This is a genomic window from Caulobacter sp. P4_E5 (assembly GCF_056401555.1).
The window spans coordinates 1-16,665 of the sequence record NZ_JBFUJD010000100.1 but is presented as its reverse complement, the minus strand read 5'-3'; the positions used below and the strand labels follow the sequence as shown (position 1 = coordinate 16,665).

The 16,665-nt window shown below is 68.5% G+C and carries 18 protein-coding genes; 7 read left to right on the top strand and 11 right to left on the bottom strand.

Features of this window, described 5'->3' with window-relative positions:
• Positions 1–258, top strand: a 258-nt coding sequence (locus AC1DSO_RS22375; RefSeq protein ID WP_477070910.1) for a UrcA family protein, incomplete at its 5' end; no start/stop codon positions are given.
• Between the two features lie 170 nt (positions 259–428).
• Entirely contained in the window at positions 429–1,397 is a 969-nt protein-coding gene (locus AC1DSO_RS22370) for a TolB family protein (RefSeq protein ID WP_477070909.1), read from the top strand.
• 196 nt (positions 1,398–1,593) lie between these two features.
• Here the strand turns inward: AC1DSO_RS22370 and tatC are convergent, their stop codons facing one another.
• From tatC to tatA, 3 genes are all read right to left on the bottom strand, one after another.
• Positions 1,594–2,514 carry a twin-arginine translocase subunit TatC gene (tatC, locus tag AC1DSO_RS22365; RefSeq protein ID WP_477070908.1) on the bottom strand — a complete coding sequence of 307 codons (921 nt, stop codon included), beginning with the start codon at positions 2,512–2,514 and terminating at the stop codon, positions 1,594–1,596.
• Complete coding sequence (gene tatB, locus AC1DSO_RS22360; protein WP_477070907.1) at positions 2,511–3,122, bottom strand: Sec-independent protein translocase protein TatB; 612 nt, start codon at positions 3,120–3,122, stop codon at positions 2,511–2,513. Before tatB ends, tatC begins: the two co-directional genes overlap by 4 nt.
• Before the next feature lie 89 nt (positions 3,123–3,211).
• Positions 3,212–3,436: a twin-arginine translocase TatA/TatE family subunit gene (gene tatA / locus AC1DSO_RS22355; protein WP_477070906.1), complete on the bottom strand. Its 225-nt coding sequence runs from the start codon at positions 3,434–3,436 to the stop codon at positions 3,212–3,214.
• Positions 3,437–3,704: 268 nt separating this feature from the next.
• On the opposite strand from tatA, the gene AC1DSO_RS22350 reads away from it, so the two are divergent.
• Positions 3,705–4,016, top strand: a complete 312-nt coding sequence (locus AC1DSO_RS22350) for a hypothetical protein (protein WP_477070905.1) — start codon at positions 3,705–3,707, stop codon at positions 4,014–4,016.
• Positions 4,017–4,121: 105 nt separating this feature from the next.
• Here the strand turns inward: AC1DSO_RS22350 and scpB are convergent, their stop codons facing one another.
• The 5 genes from scpB to AC1DSO_RS22325 all read right to left on the bottom strand — a co-directional run bounded on the left by scpB (position 4,122) and on the right by AC1DSO_RS22325 (position 8,960).
• Positions 4,122–4,799 (bottom strand): SMC-Scp complex subunit ScpB, encoded by a 678-nt coding sequence (gene scpB / locus AC1DSO_RS22345; protein WP_477070904.1) that lies wholly within the window; start codon positions 4,797–4,799, stop codon positions 4,122–4,124.
• 150 nt (positions 4,800–4,949) lie between these two features.
• Positions 4,950–5,774: a segregation and condensation protein A gene (locus AC1DSO_RS22340; protein ID WP_477070903.1), complete on the bottom strand. Its 825-nt coding sequence runs from the start codon at positions 5,772–5,774 to the stop codon at positions 4,950–4,952.
• Entirely contained in the window at positions 5,771–6,808 is a 1,038-nt protein-coding gene (nagZ, locus tag AC1DSO_RS22335; protein ID WP_477070902.1) for a beta-N-acetylhexosaminidase, read from the bottom strand. The genes AC1DSO_RS22340 and nagZ overlap by 4 nt, the downstream gene beginning before the upstream one ends.
• The gene (gene ftsN / locus AC1DSO_RS22330; RefSeq protein ID WP_477070901.1) at positions 6,805–7,596 is read right to left on the bottom strand and encodes a cell division protein FtsN; all 792 of its coding nucleotides are present in this window, start codon (positions 7,594–7,596) and stop codon (positions 6,805–6,807) included. Before ftsN ends, nagZ begins: the two co-directional genes overlap by 4 nt.
• 179 nt (positions 7,597–7,775) lie before the next feature.
• Positions 7,776–8,960, bottom strand: coding sequence for a deoxyguanosinetriphosphate triphosphohydrolase (locus AC1DSO_RS22325; RefSeq protein WP_477070900.1), 1,185 nt, complete (start codon positions 8,958–8,960; stop codon positions 7,776–7,778).
• An 89-nt stretch (positions 8,961–9,049) separates the two neighbouring features.
• Here AC1DSO_RS22325 and erpA point away from each other — a divergent pair, with 89 nt between their 5' ends.
• Complete coding sequence (gene erpA / locus AC1DSO_RS22320) at positions 9,050–9,382, top strand: iron-sulfur cluster insertion protein ErpA (protein ID WP_477070899.1); 333 nt, start codon at positions 9,050–9,052, stop codon at positions 9,380–9,382.
• Here erpA and AC1DSO_RS22315 read toward each other — a convergent pair.
• On the bottom strand, positions 9,379–9,717 hold the full coding sequence (locus tag AC1DSO_RS22315; RefSeq protein ID WP_477070898.1) for a hypothetical protein: 339 nt from the start codon (positions 9,715–9,717) through the stop codon (positions 9,379–9,381). The two genes, erpA and AC1DSO_RS22315, sit on opposite strands and share 4 nt — an antisense overlap.
• Positions 9,718–9,752: 35 nt before the next feature.
• Here AC1DSO_RS22315 and xth point away from each other — a divergent pair, with 35 nt between their 5' ends.
• From xth to AC1DSO_RS22300, 3 genes are all read left to right on the top strand, one after another.
• On the top strand, positions 9,753–10,541 hold the full coding sequence (xth, locus tag AC1DSO_RS22310; RefSeq protein WP_477070897.1) for an exodeoxyribonuclease III: 789 nt from the start codon (positions 9,753–9,755) through the stop codon (positions 10,539–10,541).
• Positions 10,542–10,586: 45 nt separating this feature from the next.
• Positions 10,587–11,528 (top strand): hypothetical protein, encoded by a 942-nt coding sequence (locus AC1DSO_RS22305; protein WP_477070896.1) that lies wholly within the window; start codon positions 10,587–10,589, stop codon positions 11,526–11,528.
• Between the two features lie 129 nt (positions 11,529–11,657).
• Entirely contained in the window at positions 11,658–13,625 is a 1,968-nt protein-coding gene (locus AC1DSO_RS22300) for a potassium transporter Kup (protein WP_477070895.1), read from the top strand.
• Positions 13,626–13,744: 119 nt separating this feature from the next.
• Here AC1DSO_RS22300 and ilvD read toward each other — a convergent pair whose 3' ends face one another.
• Complete coding sequence (ilvD, locus tag AC1DSO_RS22295) at positions 13,745–15,475, bottom strand: dihydroxy-acid dehydratase (protein WP_477070894.1); 1,731 nt, start codon at positions 15,473–15,475, stop codon at positions 13,745–13,747.
• Between the two features lie 160 nt (positions 15,476–15,635).
• Positions 15,636–16,553, bottom strand: coding sequence for a Gfo/Idh/MocA family protein (locus tag AC1DSO_RS22290; RefSeq protein ID WP_477070893.1), 918 nt, complete (start codon positions 16,551–16,553; stop codon positions 15,636–15,638).
• Positions 16,554–16,665 lie beyond the last annotated feature (112 nt).

Below are 16,665 nucleotides of genomic sequence, written 5' to 3'. Positions count from 1 at the left end.
GCGCACCGCCAGCTGGCCTCGATCATGCGCGTTCGCGACACCGGCAAGACCCCGGCCACCGAAACCGTCTCGGTCGTCCGCATCTCGCTGAAGGGCAAGACCCGCGACCAGATCCACTCGGAAATCCGCACGGCCGCCGCGACCGTGTGCAAGGCCCAGAACCCGCACTTCAGCGTCGTCACCTATCAGGCCTGCGTGACCGACACCGTCCGCGCCGCCAAGGCCCAGCTGCAAGCCCGCATGGGCGCCGCCGCCTAAGGCTCGACGCTGACAGAAGTCGCTCGCGTATTTGAGCGGGAAAGAGGCTCCGCGGCACGTCGCGGAGCCTTTTTTCGTGATGGATCGACCTCCCGCCGATTGTGGYGCGATTGCCAAGCTCGACCGTCGTCCCCAACTACCCAGCGTCCCTCGCCAGTGAGAGCGCTCCGATGATCCCCGCCGCCCTCGTCGTCGCCCTCGTCCTTCCGATGGGACCCGCTGATTTGGCGGCGCCGGCGCCATGGGAGCCAGGGGTCATTTCCGGGCCCGTCCACGACGCCGCGCCCGCCTTCACGCCCGACGGGCGCACCGTCTATTTCGGGCGCAGCGTCGGCGGAGGCCGCCCGTATCCCGCGATCTACGTGTCGCGCTTGATCGGCGGACGCTGGACATCCCCGGAAATCGCTCCGTTCTCCGGACGCTACAGCGACATGGAGCCGGCCATATCGCCCGACGGCGCGTTCATGATCTTCATTTCGAGCCGCCCCGTCCGGGTCGGCGAGCCGATGCTGAACGGCCACTACGCCGGCAAGGACTGGCCGGAAGTCGGCGGAGCGCTCTGGCGGGTCGATCGCACGCCCTCGGGCTGGAGCCGCCCCACCCGCCTGCCCGACGCGCTCAATGTCAGCCCCTCGACCTTCGCGCCCGCGATTGCGGCCGACGGCAGCCTCTACTTCATGCGCCCGTCCGAGCCTTCGGGACGCTTCCACATCTACGAGACCCGCTATCGCGACGGCGCCTATGAACCTCCGCGCTTGATGCCGTTCAGCCAGGAGGGCGTGTCGGACGTCGATCCGGCCGTCGCCGCCGACGGTTCGTTCCTGGTCTTCGGCTCGCGGCGCGATCCGGACATCGCCGTCGGCTCGATGGATCTGTTCATCGTCTTCAAGCGCGATGATGGCGACTGGGGGCGACCTGTCCACCTGGGCCCGCGGGTCAACGCCAAGGGGTCTGACGCCGAGCCGCGCCTGTCGCCCGACGGCCATCGCCTCTATTTCAGCAGCGAGCGCCTGGCGACGGACAAGCCGCGAAACGACCTGGGCTGGAACAACGGCAAGTACAACATCTGGACGACGCCGCTTCCGCCGGCCGTGCTGGCGCGGCTGAAGGCCCAGTCGATCGGCGGCGCGAAGCCCTAGGGTCGACACTCAATTGAACAGTGCGTTTCCCTCGTCATCCCGGCCGGAAGCCCGCCTCGCGGGCTGTAGAGCCGGGATCCAGGGGCAGCCGTACTGCGCCGGCCCCTGGGTCCCGGATAGCCTCTCCGAGGCTTCCGGGATGACGAGGATATGGAGCTGCCCTCAGCGCTCCCGATCGCTCAATTGAGTCTGCGCCCTAGAGGGCCACCACGTCCGTGCCGGCCTCGGCTTCGTCGTCTTCCCGCTTGCGGCGGCGTTCGATCAGCCACACGCACCAGATCGAGATCTCGTAGAGCAGGCACAGCGGCACCGCGAGGGTGATCTGGCTGATCGGGTCCGGCGGTGTGACCACCGCCGCCACCACGAACACGGCGACGATGGCGTAGCGCCGGCCGGCGCGCAGCATCTTGGAATCGACCAGGCCCGCCAGGCCGGCCAGCGACAGCACCACCGGCAGCTGGAAGCTGAGGCCGAAGGCCAGCAGCAGGGTGGTGACCAGGGTCAGATATTCCGACACCCGGGTCTGCAGCACGACCTTCACGCCCTCGCCGACGATCTGCTGGCTCAGCGAGAACCACAGCACGAACGGCAGCATGATGTAGTAGACCAGCGACGCGCCCATCAGGAACAGCACCGGCGAGGCGATCAGGAACGGCAGGAAGGCGTTGCGTTCCTTCTTGTACAGGCCGGGCGCCACGAAGCGGTACAGCTGCCAGGCGATGATCGGGAAGGCGATGATGATCGCCCCGAACGCCGACAGCTTGATGTTGGTGAAGAACTGCTCCAGCGGCGCGGTGGCCTGCAGGGTGATGTCAGCCAGCGACGCGGGCGGGACCTTCTTGACGCCGACCAGGGCCAGCAGCAGGTCGAATGAGCCGTGATGGCCGCCGCTGGCTTCCTGCACGGCCTTCAGTCCCTCGGCCACCGTGAACGGGCGCACCAGGAACAGGAAGATCGGCTTGACGAAGGCGAAGCAGACGCCGAACGCCACCGCGATCGCGCCGACGCAGATGATCAGGCGCAGGCGCAGCTCGATCAGATGATCCAGCAGCGGGGCGCGCGAGGACTCGATCTCGTCCTCGGGTTCGTTGTCGTATCCGATGGTCTTGTCGTTCACGAGACGATGTCCGAAGCGGTCGAGCCGCCGGCCTTGGCGGCGCGCTTACGCGGCGCGCGCGCGGCCTTGGGGGCTTCCACGGTGATGTCTTTCTGGCTCGCCGACGCCTTGCGGACCGGCTTGGCCGGCTCGACGATCGCCGGCTCGGCGACCGCCTTCTTGCGCGAGGCGCGCTTGGGCTTTTCGACGATCTCCGCACCAGGCTGAGTGGGCGGCTGGGGCGGCAGGATGGAATTGTCGGTGGTCAGGGCCGGATTGTGGATCTCGGCCCCGGCATAGGGATGCATCTGGGTCGCGCCGCTGGACAGCGAGGCGTCGATGTCGGCGAAGACGCTGTCGACCTCGGCGCGTCCGGCGTCGGTCGCCGCCTGGATCGGATTGGTGAACTGGCCCGCGCGCATGGCCTGCACCTCGCGGCGCAGCTCGTCCAGTTCGGACTGGCGGGCCATCTCATCGAAGCTGGCGCGGAATTCGGACGCCATGCCGCGCATGCGGCCGACGAACTGGCCGAGCTTGCGCAGCAGAGCGGGCAAGTCCTTGGGACCGACCACGATCAGGGCGACGGCGGCGATGACGAGGAGTTCGGTGCCGCCGATATCAGGAAGCATGGACGCGCCTTAGAACGGCGGAGCTCGAAAGCTCCCCGCGAGGTTGGATCGTCGCGCGCGGAGAACCCCTCCCCACGCGCCTGAAAGCCTTACGACTTGCGAAGCTCTTCAGCTTCAGCCTCGGTGCGCGGCAGGGCGCCCTTGGCCTTGTTGTCGGCGACTTCGCTGCTGGTGTCGTCCTTCAGGCCGTCCTTGAACGCCCGAATGCCCTTGGCCGCGTCGCCCATGATGCCCGACAGCTTACCGCGGCCGCCGAACAGCACCAGCACCACGATAGCGACGATGATCCAGTGGATAGGACCGAAACTTCCCATAACCTCGACTCCTTGCGACAGCGCCAGATAGCCGGTGCGACGCGTCGTTACAACATGCCGGAGAATATAGGCGCTCGCGGGGCTGGGGACCATCGCGCAACCGCGGGACGCGAGGTCGCGGGCGGCGCGGCAAGTTCTGCTCGGCCAAGTTGACCGGCTTCCGACGACTCCACCAATCCCTTGCGCGGTAAGCGGTTGAAAAGTCGAGCTTAGCCTGACTGGCGCGGTTCTTGCCAAGATGTCGCACCCATGTAGCGGGAGCGCGTCCATGTCGATTTCCTCGGTCGGTTCTTCTTCGTTCGTCGGCGCCTATGGCGGCGTCAGCGCCTCGACCGCCTTGCCGGTGAGCGAGCCCTCGGCCAAGGACGAGTTCCTGAAGTTCCAGGCCATGACGCCCGCTCAGAAGATGCGGGCCATGATGCTGGCCAAGYTGGGCCTGACCGAGGACGACGTGAAGGCCATGTCTCCCGAGGACCGCAAGAAGGTCGAGGACAAGCTGAAGGAAATGATCAAGCAGCAGGTCCAGGACGACCCGGAGCGGAAGGATCACAAGGGCCTGGTGGCCAACATCATGGCCTAGAAAGCTGTCATCCCGGCCAAGCGCGAAGCGCGCCGAGCCGGGACCGCCGGAAGCGCCGAGCCTGTTGCGGTCCCGGGTCTACGCCCGGGATGACAGGTGTTTTTGCTAGTTTTCAGCCTTCTCCGGCTCCCCCAGGAAGTCCTGGGCGAATTCCGGGGTTTCGCCGTCTTCGAGGTCCAGCGGATCCTCGTCGTCGCCGCTGGCGCGCAGGCCCAGCGGATCGGGCACGTTGAAGCCCGGCGGCAGGTTCATCTCCAGCAGCCCCGCGGCCTTCATCTCGGCGATGCCCGGCAGGTCGCCCAGATTGGCCAAGCCGTAGTGTTCGAGGAAGGCGTCGGTGGTCCCGAACGTCACCGGCCGGCCCGGCGTGCGGCGGCGGCCGCGCATGCGGATCAGGCCCAGCTCCAGCAGGACGTCGATGGTGCCCCGGCTGGCCTGGACGCCGCGCACGGCCTCGATCTCGGCCCGGGTCACCGGCTGGTGGTAGGCGACGATGGCCAGGGTCTCCTGCGCGGCCTTGGACAGACGGCGCGGCTCCTCGCGCTCCTCGGTCATCAGGAACGACAGGTCGTTGGCCGTCTGGAACCGCCAGCGCCCGGCGACGCAGACCAGTTCGATCCCCCGCCCCTCGTAGCGGGCGCGCAAGGACGCAATCCCGGCGGCGATGTCCGCGCCCTCCGGCAGGCGCTTGGCCAGGTCGACGTCGCTGAGCGGCTCGGCCGCCGCGAACAGCAGGGCCTCGATGCAGCGTTCGACGAAGAGGGGTTCGAGTTCGACGGTCATAGGAATAGCTGTAGCGTCCAAAATTCACGTGTCATCCCGGAAGCCTCGCAGAGGCTATTCGGGACCCAGGGGGTGCGTGAACGCTGTGCGGGCCGCCCCTGGGTCCCGGCTCTACGCTTCGCTTCGGCCGGGATGACACGGTTGAGAGCGTTAGTCAGTGATCTCCAACGGTTCCGCTCTCGTCCTGAGATAGATGTCCTGGAACGCCTCCATCTGGCGGGCCTCCAGCACGCCCTCCTTCACCAGCTCCAGTGAGGCCGACAGGGTCGAGGCCAGGTACGAGGCGGGCGTGGGGCCGTCGTCGTCGTCCAGCGCCCGCTCGATCGGGGCGACAGTCGACAGCACCGTCCAGTCCTGCATCTTCGGCAGCAGGCTGCGCAGGCGGTCGCGGGCGTCCTCCAGCGGATAGGCGGTCGGCGGACGCGGGGCGTAGTGGCGGCTGTGCTCGCGCTTGCGCTGGGTGATGTAGGCGCTCATCAGGCCGTAGAGGTCGCCCTCCAGCCGCGTCGACGAGACGATCTTCACCGCCTCGGGATCGCCGCGCATGAACACGTCGCGCTTGAGGATCGGGCGGTCCTTCAGGGCCTCGACGGCCTTGCGCATCACGTCCAGCTTGGCCAGGCGGAAGGCCAGTTGGGCGGCCATTTCCTCGGCCGGCGGCTCCTCGGCCTTGGCCCGCTCGGGCTTGGGCAGCAGCAGGCGGGACTTCAGATAGGCCAGCCAGGCGGCCATCACCAGATAGTCGGCCGCCAGGGCGAAGCGCACGCGGCGGGCCTGTTGCACGAAGGCCAGGTACTGTTCGGCCAAGCGGGTGATCGACAGCTGCAGCAGGTCGACCTTCTGGCTGCGGGCCAGGGCCAGGAGGACGTGCAGCGGGCCTTCGTAGCCGTCGATGTCGATGACCAGCGCCGCGCCGTCCTCGGCCGCCTCGTTGGCGGCCTCGAAGTCGAATGTGGGCTGAAAGCCCGTGCTCAAGCGTACTTTCCGTCGAAGGCCGCGTCGAAGCGGGCGCGGGCCTCGGCCACGTCGAACGGCTCGGGAACCTTGACCAGGCGGCCCATCACGGCCTGAGCCCGGCGGCGGGCTTCCTTGGACATCTTGCCGACACCAGACATCACCGCCTTCATCTCGGCCATGTCGCCGTTGCAGTGCAGGACGACGTCGCAGCCGGCCGACAGGCTGTCCTTGGCGCGCTGCTTGAAGTCGCCCGACAGCGCCTTCATCGACAGGTCGTCGCTCATCAGCAGGCCATCGAAGCCGATGGAGCCCCGGATGATCTGCTTGATGGCCTTCTTCGAGGTGGTGGCCGGGTTCTTGCGGTCGATGGCCGTGTAGACGACGTGGGCGGTCATCGCCATCGGCATGTCGGACAGCACCCGGAACGGGGCGAAGTCGCGGGCGTCCAGCTCGGCCAGCTTGGCCTTGACCACCGGCAGCTCCAGATGGCTGTCGGCCATGGCGCGGCCGTGGCCGGGGATGTGCTTGATGATCGGCAGGACGCCGCCGGCCAGCAGGCCCTCGGCGGCCGCCCGGCCCAGGGTCGCCACCTGCTCGGGCGTGTCGCCATAGGCGCGGTCGCCGATGATCTCGTGGCCCTTGGGGTCCGGCACGTCCAGCACCGGCACGCAATCGACGTTGATCCCCAGCGCGCGCAGGTCGTGGGCCATCAGGCGCGCGCCCAGGCGGGTGACCTCTCGGGCGACCAGCGGATCGTTGGCCACCAGCTGGCCATAGGCGCGGCCAGGCGGATAGGTCCGCCAGTGCGGCGGCTGCAGGCGGGCGACCCGGCCGCCCTCCTGGTCGATCAGGATCGGGGCGTCGTCACGGCCGACCGTGGCGCGCAGGGCGGCGGTCAGCGCCCTCACCTGCTCCGGGTCGGCGATGTTGCGCTTGAACAGGATGAAGCCCCAGGGCTTCACGTCCCTGAAGAAATCGACTTCTTCACGCGAGAGCGTCGTCCCGGCGCAGCCGAGGATGGCGGCGGACGGGGCGCCCGACAGCAGGCTCATTTGACGAAGCAGGACTTGCCGGAGGCCGAGATCGCCTCGCAGAAGGCCTTGGCGGCCTCGCGGCTGGCGAAGCCCGTCACCGAGGTGCGGTAGAGCGTCGTGCCGTTTTTGTCGACGGTCTCGACCTTCTTGCCCTTGCCCGAGGCCAGGCCGGGGGCCAGGCGCACGGCGTCGGTCCAGGCCTTGTCGGCCAGGGCCGGCGAGGACAGCGCGCCGATCTGCACCGAGGCCGGACCGCTGGCGGTGGYGGCGGGCTTGGGCGCGACGGCCGAGGCCACCTGCACCGGCTTGGGGGCCGGCTTCGCAGCGGCGGCGGTGGCCAGGGACTCGATGGTCGGCGCCGGTTTGGCGGCCGGGGTCGCCGGCTGGGTGGCGGTCGGCGCGGGCTTGGCCGCCGGCAAGGCGGCGCTCTGGACGGGAACGGTGTTCAGCGGCACGGCCGGACGCGCGACCGGCGCCTCGGGCGGCGCGGCGAAGGTGGCCGACGGCTGCGGATCCTCGTTGTGATAGATCTGCAGGCCCGCGGCCGGGTCCTGCGGCTGGCTGGCGGCCGCCGGCGGGGTCTTCATCTGCGCCACTTGCGTCCCCACCGCCTGCGGCGGCTCGYTCGGGCCGCGAACGCCGCCGCGATAGATCATGACCACGGCCACCACCAGGGTCACCAGCACCACCGCGCTGATGATCAGGGTCATGGGCAACGGGCGCGCGCCGCGCACGGGCTGACGCGCGTCGAACGACAACGGTGCGTCGGTGGGCGGCGTATAGGCCCCGCGGTGCGGATCAGACATCTGAGGTAGGCTCCAAAACTCGGCGCGCTAAATTAAGGCGCGCGGATCGAACGTCTCGAATCAGACGCGCGCGACCCCAGGTTACCCAACGCCGGCGCGTCTCAGAAGCGTTCACCCCGCTCAGGTGGCGAACGAAAGGTCGCTCGCGTCCCCATTCCGAGTCTGTTGGAGCTTACGGCTCAGTTCCAGACGTCGAGATGGAACAGCTTGCGGTGTTCTTCTATCGCGAAGCGATCGGTCATGCCCGCGATATAGTCGCAGACCACACGGGCTCGACCGGCTTCGTCGCGGTTCTGCGACTTGGCGAACCAGACGGTCGGAAGGACCTCCGGCTCTTTCAGGAAAAGCCCGAACATTTCGCCCAGAATACGGCGAGCTTGGCTGCGGGTGCGGTTGACGCGCCAGTGGCGATACATCCGCTCGTGCAGGAACTTGCGCAGGCGGGCCAGGTCCTCGGCCATGTCGGGCGAGAAGGCCACCAGGGCGTGATCCAGGGCGCGGACCTCGTCGGCCGAGGCGACACCGGTGGCGGCGGCGCGCTGCAGGGTCTCGCCCATCACGTCGTCGATCATCGCGCCGATCATGCGGCGGATGGCCTCCAGGTGGGTCAGGCGCGCGTCGAGGTCGGGGCGTTCGCTCTTCACCGCCGCCAGGATCGGGCCGATCAGCGGCACGTCCATCAGCTCGTCCAGGGTGAACAAGCCAGCGGTGACGCCGTCGTCGACGTCGTGGTTGTTGTAGGCGATGTCGTCGGCCAGGGCCGCGACCTGGGCCTCGGCCGAGGCCCAGGTGTCCAGGCCCAGATTGTAGTCGTGGTCGTACTTGGAGATCGCCTTCCAGGACGGCTTGCCCAGCTTGTTGGTCACCGGGCCGTTGTGCTTGATGATCCCTTCCAGGGTCTCCCAGGTCAGGTTCAGGCCCAGGAAGTCGGGATAGCGGTGCTCCAGCTCGGTCACGACCCGGAAGGTCTGGACGTTGTGGTCGAAGCCGCCGAAGTCCTTCATCTGCTGTTCCAGCTCGTCCTCGCCGGCGTGGCCGAACGGCGGATGGCCGATGTCGTGGCCCAGGGCGATGGTCTCGGCCAGGTCGCTGTCCAGGCCGAGCGCCGTCGCCAGCGAGCGGGCCACCTGGGCCACTTCCAGCGAATGGGTCAGGCGCGTGCGGAAGTTGTCGCCCTCGTGGGCCACGAAGACCTGGGTCTTTTCCTTCAGCCGGCGGAAGGCCGAGGTGTGGATGATGCGGTCGCGATCACGCGCGAACGGGGTCCGGGTGCGGCTTTCGTCCTCCTTGAACCGGCGGCCCCTCGACTTGAAGGGATCCTCGGCATAGGGCGCGCGGGGGACGAAGTACGGGGCCTGAGACATAAACCGCCTTATATCGCATTGGACGATTTGGCCCCTTCCGTCGGGGCCGCGACATCCTCATATAGGTCAAGGATGACTTTTCCACAGCCATGACCCAGACAGACTTAACGCTTTCCGAAAACGCCGCTCGCCGGATCAAGTCCATCGCCGCCAGCGAAGGACGCCCGCTGATGCTGCGCGTCGCCGTCGACGGCGGCGGCTGTTCGGGCTTCCAGTACCGCTTCGACCTGGTCGACAGCGTCGAGGCCGACGATCTGCGGATCGAGCGCGACGGGGCCGCGGCCCTGGTCGATGTCGTGTCCCTGGCCCTGCTGAAGGGCTCGGAGATCGATTTCGTCGACGAATTGGCCGGGGCGGAGTTCCGGGTCCGCAACCCGAACGCCAAGTCCAGCTGCGGGTGCGGCGTCAGCTTCTCGATCTAGACCGGCACGAACCGCAGCAGCGTCAGGGCAGCCGCGCCCCAGGCCAGCGGGATGGCCATGGCCGCCCAGGCCAGCGGCGTTTCGTCCTTACGCCACAGGATCCAGCCGGCCAGCGGGGCCAGCAGGCAGACCACCCAGAACGACGCCGCGAACACGAAGCCCAGCCAGGCGACGGCATTCAGCAAGTTGCCCGAGCGGTCGAAGACCAGCGGCGTAAAGATGGCCAGGATGCCGCCCAGCACAGCCAGGCCGAGGCACGCGCCCGTCGCCAGGACCATCAGCAGGACCTGCTTCACGTCGATCGTTCGTTTGTCCGACTTGAGCACGGTCACCATGAGCCCTAGCCTCCCGCCGCTGTCTGGAGCCGTCAATGCGTATAGCCACCTGGAACGTCAATTCGATCAACGCTCGCCTGGAAGGCGTGCTGGCCTGGTTCGAATCGGAAGCGCCCGACGTCGCCGTGCTGCAGGAGATCAAGTGCGTCGACGAGAAGTTCCCGACCGAAGCCTTCGAGCGGCTTGGCTACAACGTCGTCGTCCACGGCCAGAAGACCTATAACGGCGTGGCGCTGCTGTCGAAGTTCCCGGTCGAGGACGTTCGCAAGGGCTTGCCCTTCCTGTTCGACGGCGAGGTCGACGAGCAGGCGCGCTACGTCGAGGCGGTGATCAATGCGCCGACGCCGTTCCGCGTGGTCGGCATCTACCTGCCCAACGGCAATCCGATCGGGACCGAGAAGTTCGACTACAAGCTGGCCTGGATGCGCCGCCTGCACGCCCACGCCAAGGGCCTTCTCGCCTTCGAGGAGCCGCTGGTCATCCTGGGCGACTACAATGTCATCCCCGAGGCCGAGGACGTGGCCAATCCCGAGGCCTGGATAGGCGACGCCCTGTTTCAGCCCGAAAGCCGGGGCGCGTTCCGGGCGCTGAAGAACCTGGGCTTGGCCGACGCCTACATGCAGGCCGACGGGTCGCCGGGGGGCTATACCTTCTGGGATTATCAGGCCGGCGCCTGGCCTCGGAACCTGGGGATCCGCATCGATCACCTGCTGCTGTCGTCCCAGGCCGCCGACCGCCTGACGGGCGTCGTCATCCATCGTGACGAACGCGACAAGGAAAAGCCCTCGGACCACGTGCCGGTGGTCGGTCATTTCCGCGACTAAGGCCCCCTGTCGCGGAATCAGGACTCCCGTTAGCCTGCCTTCATTATGAGCGAACTCGCGCGTCTTTTGCTGTTCGTGGCCATCGCCGGCTCGGCGGTGACGTTCCTTGGCAGCCTGGCCATCTGGTACGGCGACGAGGACCGGCGCCTGCGCCGCGCCTTGCGCAACGTCCTGAAGAGCGAGCCGGAAGGCGTCGTGGTCGCGCGCGGCCGAGGGCGCGGCGCGGGCTTCTCGTTCTCGACCAACCTGTTGGCCGTGGCCTGGGACCGAGGCGCCTGGTGCCTGGTCTATCGCCTGGACGAGCTGATGGGGGCCGAGCTGCTGGTTGACGGCCAGGTCATGGGCCGGGTGTTCCGTGGCGAGGGCCGCCGGGCCATCGACCACGTGGCGCCCCAGGCCCAGACCGTCGYCTTGCGGCTGGTCTTCGACGATCCGCGCCATCCCGACTTCGTCCTGGACCTCTGGGCCCCGGGCGATGAGCAGCGCCGCGAGAGCCGTTCGCCCAGCGAACTGGTGCAAGAGGCCAACCGCTGGCTGGCGCGCTGCGAGGCCATCGTCCGCCGCCCCTTGCCGCCGCGCCCCGAGCGTCCCGCCCCCGGGGCGCCGACGCCGGTCGCGGCCCGTCCAGCCGCTTCGCCGCCGCCTCCGCCGCCCGAGGCGTTCGACGACGAGGAGGACGAGGACGATTTCCGGGCGCCGCCGCCCCTGCCCGACACCCCGCCGCCGCTGGCCCGCCGCTCGTCGTTCGACACCACGCCGCGCGTCGCGCCCGCCCGCCCGATCTCGCGCCCCGTCTCACCGGCGGCCACGCCCGCGCCCCGGCAAGCGCCCGAGCCGGACATGTTCGACGATGCGCGCCCCTGGGACGACGAGATGGACGACGACGCGCCTCTTCCGCCGCCGGAGCCCTCGTACAAGCCCGTATCCAAGGCCAAGCGCGAGCCCGCCGCGGACCAGGACGAGCTGCCGTTCGACCTCGACGACTAGGACCGTGCGCTCCAAGGTGGAACCCGCATCACGGTTTCGAGAGCAGCGCCTTTTCGTTTGCTGCGGCGCACAAGGGGGCGTAAAGCGCCGCCGTCGGACGTGAGCCGACGCTAGGAGCCTCGAGCTTACATGGCGGGCAAAGATCCCCTCGCCGCCGCTTCCTCCGACACCCCGACAATCCAAGCTTCCCACCACGGCCACGCGGCGTCGCGTTTCTGGCCGCTGGCGCTGGGCAGCGTGGGCGTCGTGTTCGGCGACATCGGCACCAGTCCCCTCTACGCCTTCCGCGACGCGCTGGAGGAAGCCGCGCGCGACGGCCTGGTCCGCCCCGAGATCATGGGCGTTCTGTCCCTGGCCCTGTGGGCGCTGATCCTGGTGGTCAGCGTCAAATACGTCCTCTTCCTGATGCGCGCCTCCAACAAGGGCGAAGGCGGGGTGCTGTCGCTGATGGCCCTGGCCCAGCAAGGCGCCAAGGGCCGCACCGGCCTGATCTTCGCCCTCGGCGCCATCGGCGCGGCCCTGTTCTACGGCGACGGGGTCATCACCCCGGCGGTCTCGGTGCTGTCGGCGGTCGAGGGCCTGAAGTCCGTGAAAGGCTTCTCGACCTGGTTCGGCGCCCAGGAGGTGATCGTCACCAGCCTGGTGATCCTGACCGCCCTATTCGCCTTCCAGGCCAAGGGCACGGCCAAGGTGGCCGGGATCTTCGGCCCGATCATGGTCTGCTGGTTCCTGTGCCTTGGGGCCCTGGGGATCTGGCACATCAAGGACGATCCCAGCGTACTGGGGGCGATCTCGCCGACCTACGCGATCTACTTCCTGGCCCATCATGGCCTGACCGGCTTTCTCGTGATGGGCGCGGTGTTCCTGACCGTGACCGGGGCCGAGGCCCTGACTGCCGACATGGGCCACTTCGGGCGCGGCCCGATCCAGCTGTCGTGGTTCGCCCTGGCCTTGCCCATGCTGGCCCTGAACTATTTCGGCCAGGCGGCCCTGGCCTCCAAGGCCCTGACCGTCGCCGAGGCCGCCGGCGCCGGCCTGCCGAACGCCGACTGGTTCTTCCTGATGGCCCCGCACCAGTGGCGGCTCGCCCTGGTGCTGTTCTCGGGCGTGGCGACGGTCATCGCCAGCCAAGCGGTGATCACCGGCGCCTTCTCGCTGACCCAGCAGGCGATCCAGCTGGGCCTGCTGCCGCGCATGGACATCAAGATCACCTCGTCGACCGAGGCCGGCCAGATCTATGTCGCCCCGATCAACTGGCTGCTGTTCGTCGGCGTCGTGCTGGTCGTGCTGTCGTTCCGCTCGTCCAGCGCCCTGGCCCACGCCTACGGGATCTCGGTGACCGGCACGATGGTGGTCACCACCATGCTGGCCTACATCGTCGTGCGCCATGTGTGGAAATGGCGCCTGGCCGCGGCCCTGGCCCTGATCGTGCCCCTGTTCGCCCTGGACCTGACCTTCTTCGTCGCCAACCTGCTGAAGGTCCTGACCGGCGGCTGGGCCCCGTTGGCCCTGGGCGCGGGCCTCTGCCTGCTGATGGCGATCTTCGTCAGCGCCTCCGAGCGCCTGCGCGGCAAGCTCAGCAAGGACGGCCTGCCGTTCGCCGATTTCCGCGAGATGATCCTGCGCCGCCCGGCCGCCGCCACGCCCGGCACGGCGGTGTTCCTGACCTCGGACCCGGACACCACCCCGCCGGCCCTGATGCACAGCCTCAAGCACTTCAAGGTGCTGCACGAGCGCAACGTGCTGCTGAAGGTGGTCAGCGAGACCACGCCCTACGTCTCCGACGCCGAGCGGGTCGAGACCCAGGTGCTGGACGACCGCTTCTCGCTGGTCACCTTGCGTTACGGCTACATGGAAAGCCCGAACATCCCCAAGGCGCTGGCGCTGTGCCGCAAGCAGGGCCTGAAGTTCGACATCATGAGCACGTCGTTCTTCGTCAGCCGCCGCACCATCGTGCCCTCGACGGCCAGCGACGCCCTGCCCGGCTGGAAGCGCAAGCTGTTCACGTTCCTGACCCGCAACGCCACCGACCCGACCACCTTCTTCCACCTGCCGCCAGGACGGGTGGTCGAGCTGGGGACGCAGGTCAGCCTGTAGGCCGGGGAAACTGTCATCCCGGCCAAGCGCGTAGCGCGCCGAGCCGGGACCGCCGGAAGCTCAGAACTTGTGGCGGTCCCGGATCGGCCTTCGGCCGTCCGGGATGACAGTTTCTAAGGTCAGAGATCCGCGTAGATGTGGGTTTCCTCGGCCGCGCCGGGGTGGGTGGTCGCGCCCAGGTGGGCCGGACCGACCAGCTGGGCGAACTTCCAGATCGCGCCGCTGTTGTAGTTGGTCTTGATCGGCTTCCAGTCGGCCTTGCGGCGGGCCAGCTCGTCGGCCGCGACCTCCAGCTCGATCGTGCCCTTGTGAGCATCGATCGAGATGATGTCGCCGTCCTGAACCAGAGCGATCGGACCGCCCTCCTGGGCCTCCGGACCGACGTGGCCGATGCACAGGCCCCGCGTAGCGCCCGAGAAGCGGCCGTCGGTGATCAGGGCGATGTTCTCCACACCCTGGCCGTACAGCGCCGCCGTGGTCGACAGCATCTCGCGCATGCCCGGACCGCCCTTGGGACCCTCGTAGCGGATCACGAGGACATCGCCTTCCTTGTAGTCGCGGCGCTCGACGGCCTCGAAACAGGCCTGCTCGCCGTTGAACACCCGGGCCGGACCGCGATGGACCTGGTGCTTCAGGCCCGCGACCTTGACGATGCAGCCGTCGGGGGCCAGCGAGCCCCACAGGCCGACCACGCCGCCGGTCGGCGACAGCGGGGCCGAGACCGGACGGATGACGTCCTGGTCGTCGCGCCAGACCACGTCGGCCAGGTTCTCGGCCAGGGTCTTGCCGGTGACGGTCATGCAGTCGCCGTGCAGCAGGCCGGCGTCCAGCAGGGTCCTGAGCAGCATCGGCACGCCGCCGGCCTCGCCCATGTCCTTGGCCACGTAGCGGCCGCCGGGCTTCAGGTCGGCGATGTAGGGCGTGCGGGCGGCGATCTCGGCTACGTCCTTCAGAGTGAATTCGATGCCGCACTCGTGGGCCATGGCCGGCAGGTGCAGGGCGCCGTTGGTCGAGCCGCCGGTGGCGGCCACCACCACCGCGGCGTTCTCGAACGCCTTGCGGGTGCAGATGTCACGCGGGCGCAGGTTGGTCTCGATCAGGCGCATGACCGCTTCGCCCGAGGCCACGGCATAGGCGTCGCGGTCGGTGTAGGGAGCCGGCAGGGCCGACGACAGCGGCAGGGCCAGGCCGATCGCTTCCGAGACGCAGGCCATGGTGTTGGCGGTGAACTGGCCGCCGCAGGCGCCGTCCGACGGACAGGCGGCCCGCTCGACCTTGCACAGGCGCTCTTCGTCGATGACCCCAGCCGAGAACTGGCCGACGGCCTCGAACACGTCCTGGACGGTCAGGTCCTTGCCGTCCAGGCGGCCGGGCAGGATCGAACCGCCGTACAGGAACACGCTGGGTACGTTCAGGCGCAGCATGGCCATCATCATGCCCGGCAGGCTCTTGTCGCAGCCGGCCACGCCGACCAGGGCGTCGTAGCCGTGACCGCGCATCGACAGCTCGACCGAGTCGGCGATCACGTCACGGCTGACCAGCGAGCTGCGCATGCCCTCGTGGCCCATGGCGATGCCGTCGGTCACGGTGATGGTGTTGAACTGGCGCGGCGTGCCGCCGGCCTTCTTGACGCCCACGACCACGGCCTCGGCCTGACGGTTCAGGGCGGTGTTGCAGGGAGCGGCTTCGTTCCAGCACGAGGCCACGCCGACGAACGGCTGGGCGATCTCGCGCGTGCCAAGGCCCATGGCGTAGTAATACGAACGGTGCGGCGCGCGGGCCGGCCCCTCGGTTACATGGCGGCTGGGCAGGTTGGACTTGTCCCAGGCGCCGTCGGGTTTCTTGGTCATGGTAGAAAGCCTTGGTTCGATAACGAGCGCCGGGATTAGCCCAAGGCGAAGCGTGGCGGAAGGGTTCGGCGCATAGATTTTGCCCGGGAAGTCCCCATCGCGGCGACTTTCATTGCGACCACGTCGCAAAAGCCTACGCGCAACGCATAATCTATGCGGATCAACCCTCCGCCGCCTGCTCCACCGCCAGCGCCAGGTCCAGCGCCCGAGCCGCCTCCTCGCCGGTCACCACCGGCCGAGGCGTCTCGCCGCGCACGGCGGCCAGGAAGCCGGCGACCGATAGGCCCAGCGGATCCTTGCCGGCCGGAGTCTCGGTGAAGTTCTCGATCAGCGGATAGGGCGTAGTGTTGCGGAAGGTCCGGGCCAGGAAGTCGATCTCGACCTCGCCCGAGGGATAGACGACCTTCATGGTCCGCTCGCGGGCCTCGGCGACGCGCGAGCTGTCGAACACGGCGACGAAGCCGTTGTCGAAGGTGGCTTCGGCCTTGACCCAGTCCAGCGAGGTCGAGCGGGTGATCGCCCCCTCGCCTTCCACCGCCAGCGGCGCGCCGTCACAGAGGGCCAGGGCCAGGTCGATGTCGTGGATCATCAGGTCCAGCACCACCGAGACGTCGAGGTTGCGGTCCGAGGGCGTGCCCCGCCGCACCGCTTCCAGGCGCAGCGGCTGCTCAGGAATGTCCAGCAGACCCATGGCCTGGAACACGACGCGTTCCTGGTGACCGCAGGCCAGGGGGAGACCCGCCCAGGCGGCGATGGCGACCATCCGGTCGGCGTCCTCGGGCGCCACGGCCAGGGGCTTTTCGGAATAGACCGGCTTGCCCGCCTTCAGCGCCGCCAGGGCCGCGCCGGCGTGGTGGACGGCGGGCGTGGCGACCGTGACCACGTCGACGGCGGCCAGGAAGGCGGCCATGTCGTCAAAGGCGGCCGCGCCCAGCGGCTCGGCCAAGGCCTGGGCTCGCGCCAAGTCGATGTCGAACACCCCGACCAGGGTCACGCCGTCCAACTCGGCATACTTCTTGGCGTGATAGCCGCCGAACACTCCGGCGCCGACGACGCCCGCTTTGAGCACTTGGGTCATGGCGGGCTGTCTACCCCGCTTCGCCGCCGCTTAGAAGCACTGGAGCCTTCGCCCCGGACGCGCTAAACGTTCGTTTAAATCGGCAACGCTCGGCAAGAGCCCAAACACGCCT

Bases quoted from the DNA above. Each gene is read 5' to 3' on its own strand.
- ilvD (WP_477070894.1), bottom strand. From the start codon at position 15,475: ATGACCAAGAAACCCGACGGCGCCTGGGACAAGTCCAACCTGCCCAGC.
- AC1DSO_RS22290 (WP_477070893.1), bottom strand. From the start codon at position 16,553: ATGACCCAAGTGCTCAAAGCGGGCGTCGTCGGCGCCGGAGTGTTCGGC.
- nagZ (WP_477070902.1), bottom strand. From the start codon at position 6,808: ATGAGCCTGCTGTCGGGCGCCCCGTCCGCCGCCATCCTCGGCTGCGCC.
- tatB (WP_477070907.1), bottom strand. From the start codon at position 3,122: ATGCTTCCTGATATCGGCGGCACCGAACTCCTCGTCATCGCCGCCGTC.
- xth (WP_477070897.1), top strand. From the start codon at position 9,753: ATGCGTATAGCCACCTGGAACGTCAATTCGATCAACGCTCGCCTGGAA.
- AC1DSO_RS22300 (WP_477070895.1), top strand. From the start codon at position 11,658: ATGGCGGGCAAAGATCCCCTCGCCGCCGCTTCCTCCGACACCCCGACA.
- scpB (WP_477070904.1), bottom strand. From the start codon at position 4,799: ATGACCGTCGAACTCGAACCCCTCTTCGTCGAACGCTGCATCGAGGCC.
- AC1DSO_RS22325 (WP_477070900.1), bottom strand. From the start codon at position 8,960: ATGTCTCAGGCCCCGTACTTCGTCCCCCGCGCGCCCTATGCCGAGGAT.
- erpA (WP_477070899.1), top strand. From the start codon at position 9,050: ATGACCCAGACAGACTTAACGCTTTCCGAAAACGCCGCTCGCCGGATC.
- tatA (WP_477070906.1), bottom strand. From the start codon at position 3,436: ATGGGAAGTTTCGGTCCTATCCACTGGATCATCGTCGCTATCGTGGTG.
- AC1DSO_RS22315 (WP_477070898.1), bottom strand. From the start codon at position 9,717: ATGGTGACCGTGCTCAAGTCGGACAAACGAACGATCGACGTGAAGCAG.
- AC1DSO_RS22370 (WP_477070909.1), top strand. From the start codon at position 429: ATGATCCCCGCCGCCCTCGTCGTCGCCCTCGTCCTTCCGATGGGACCC.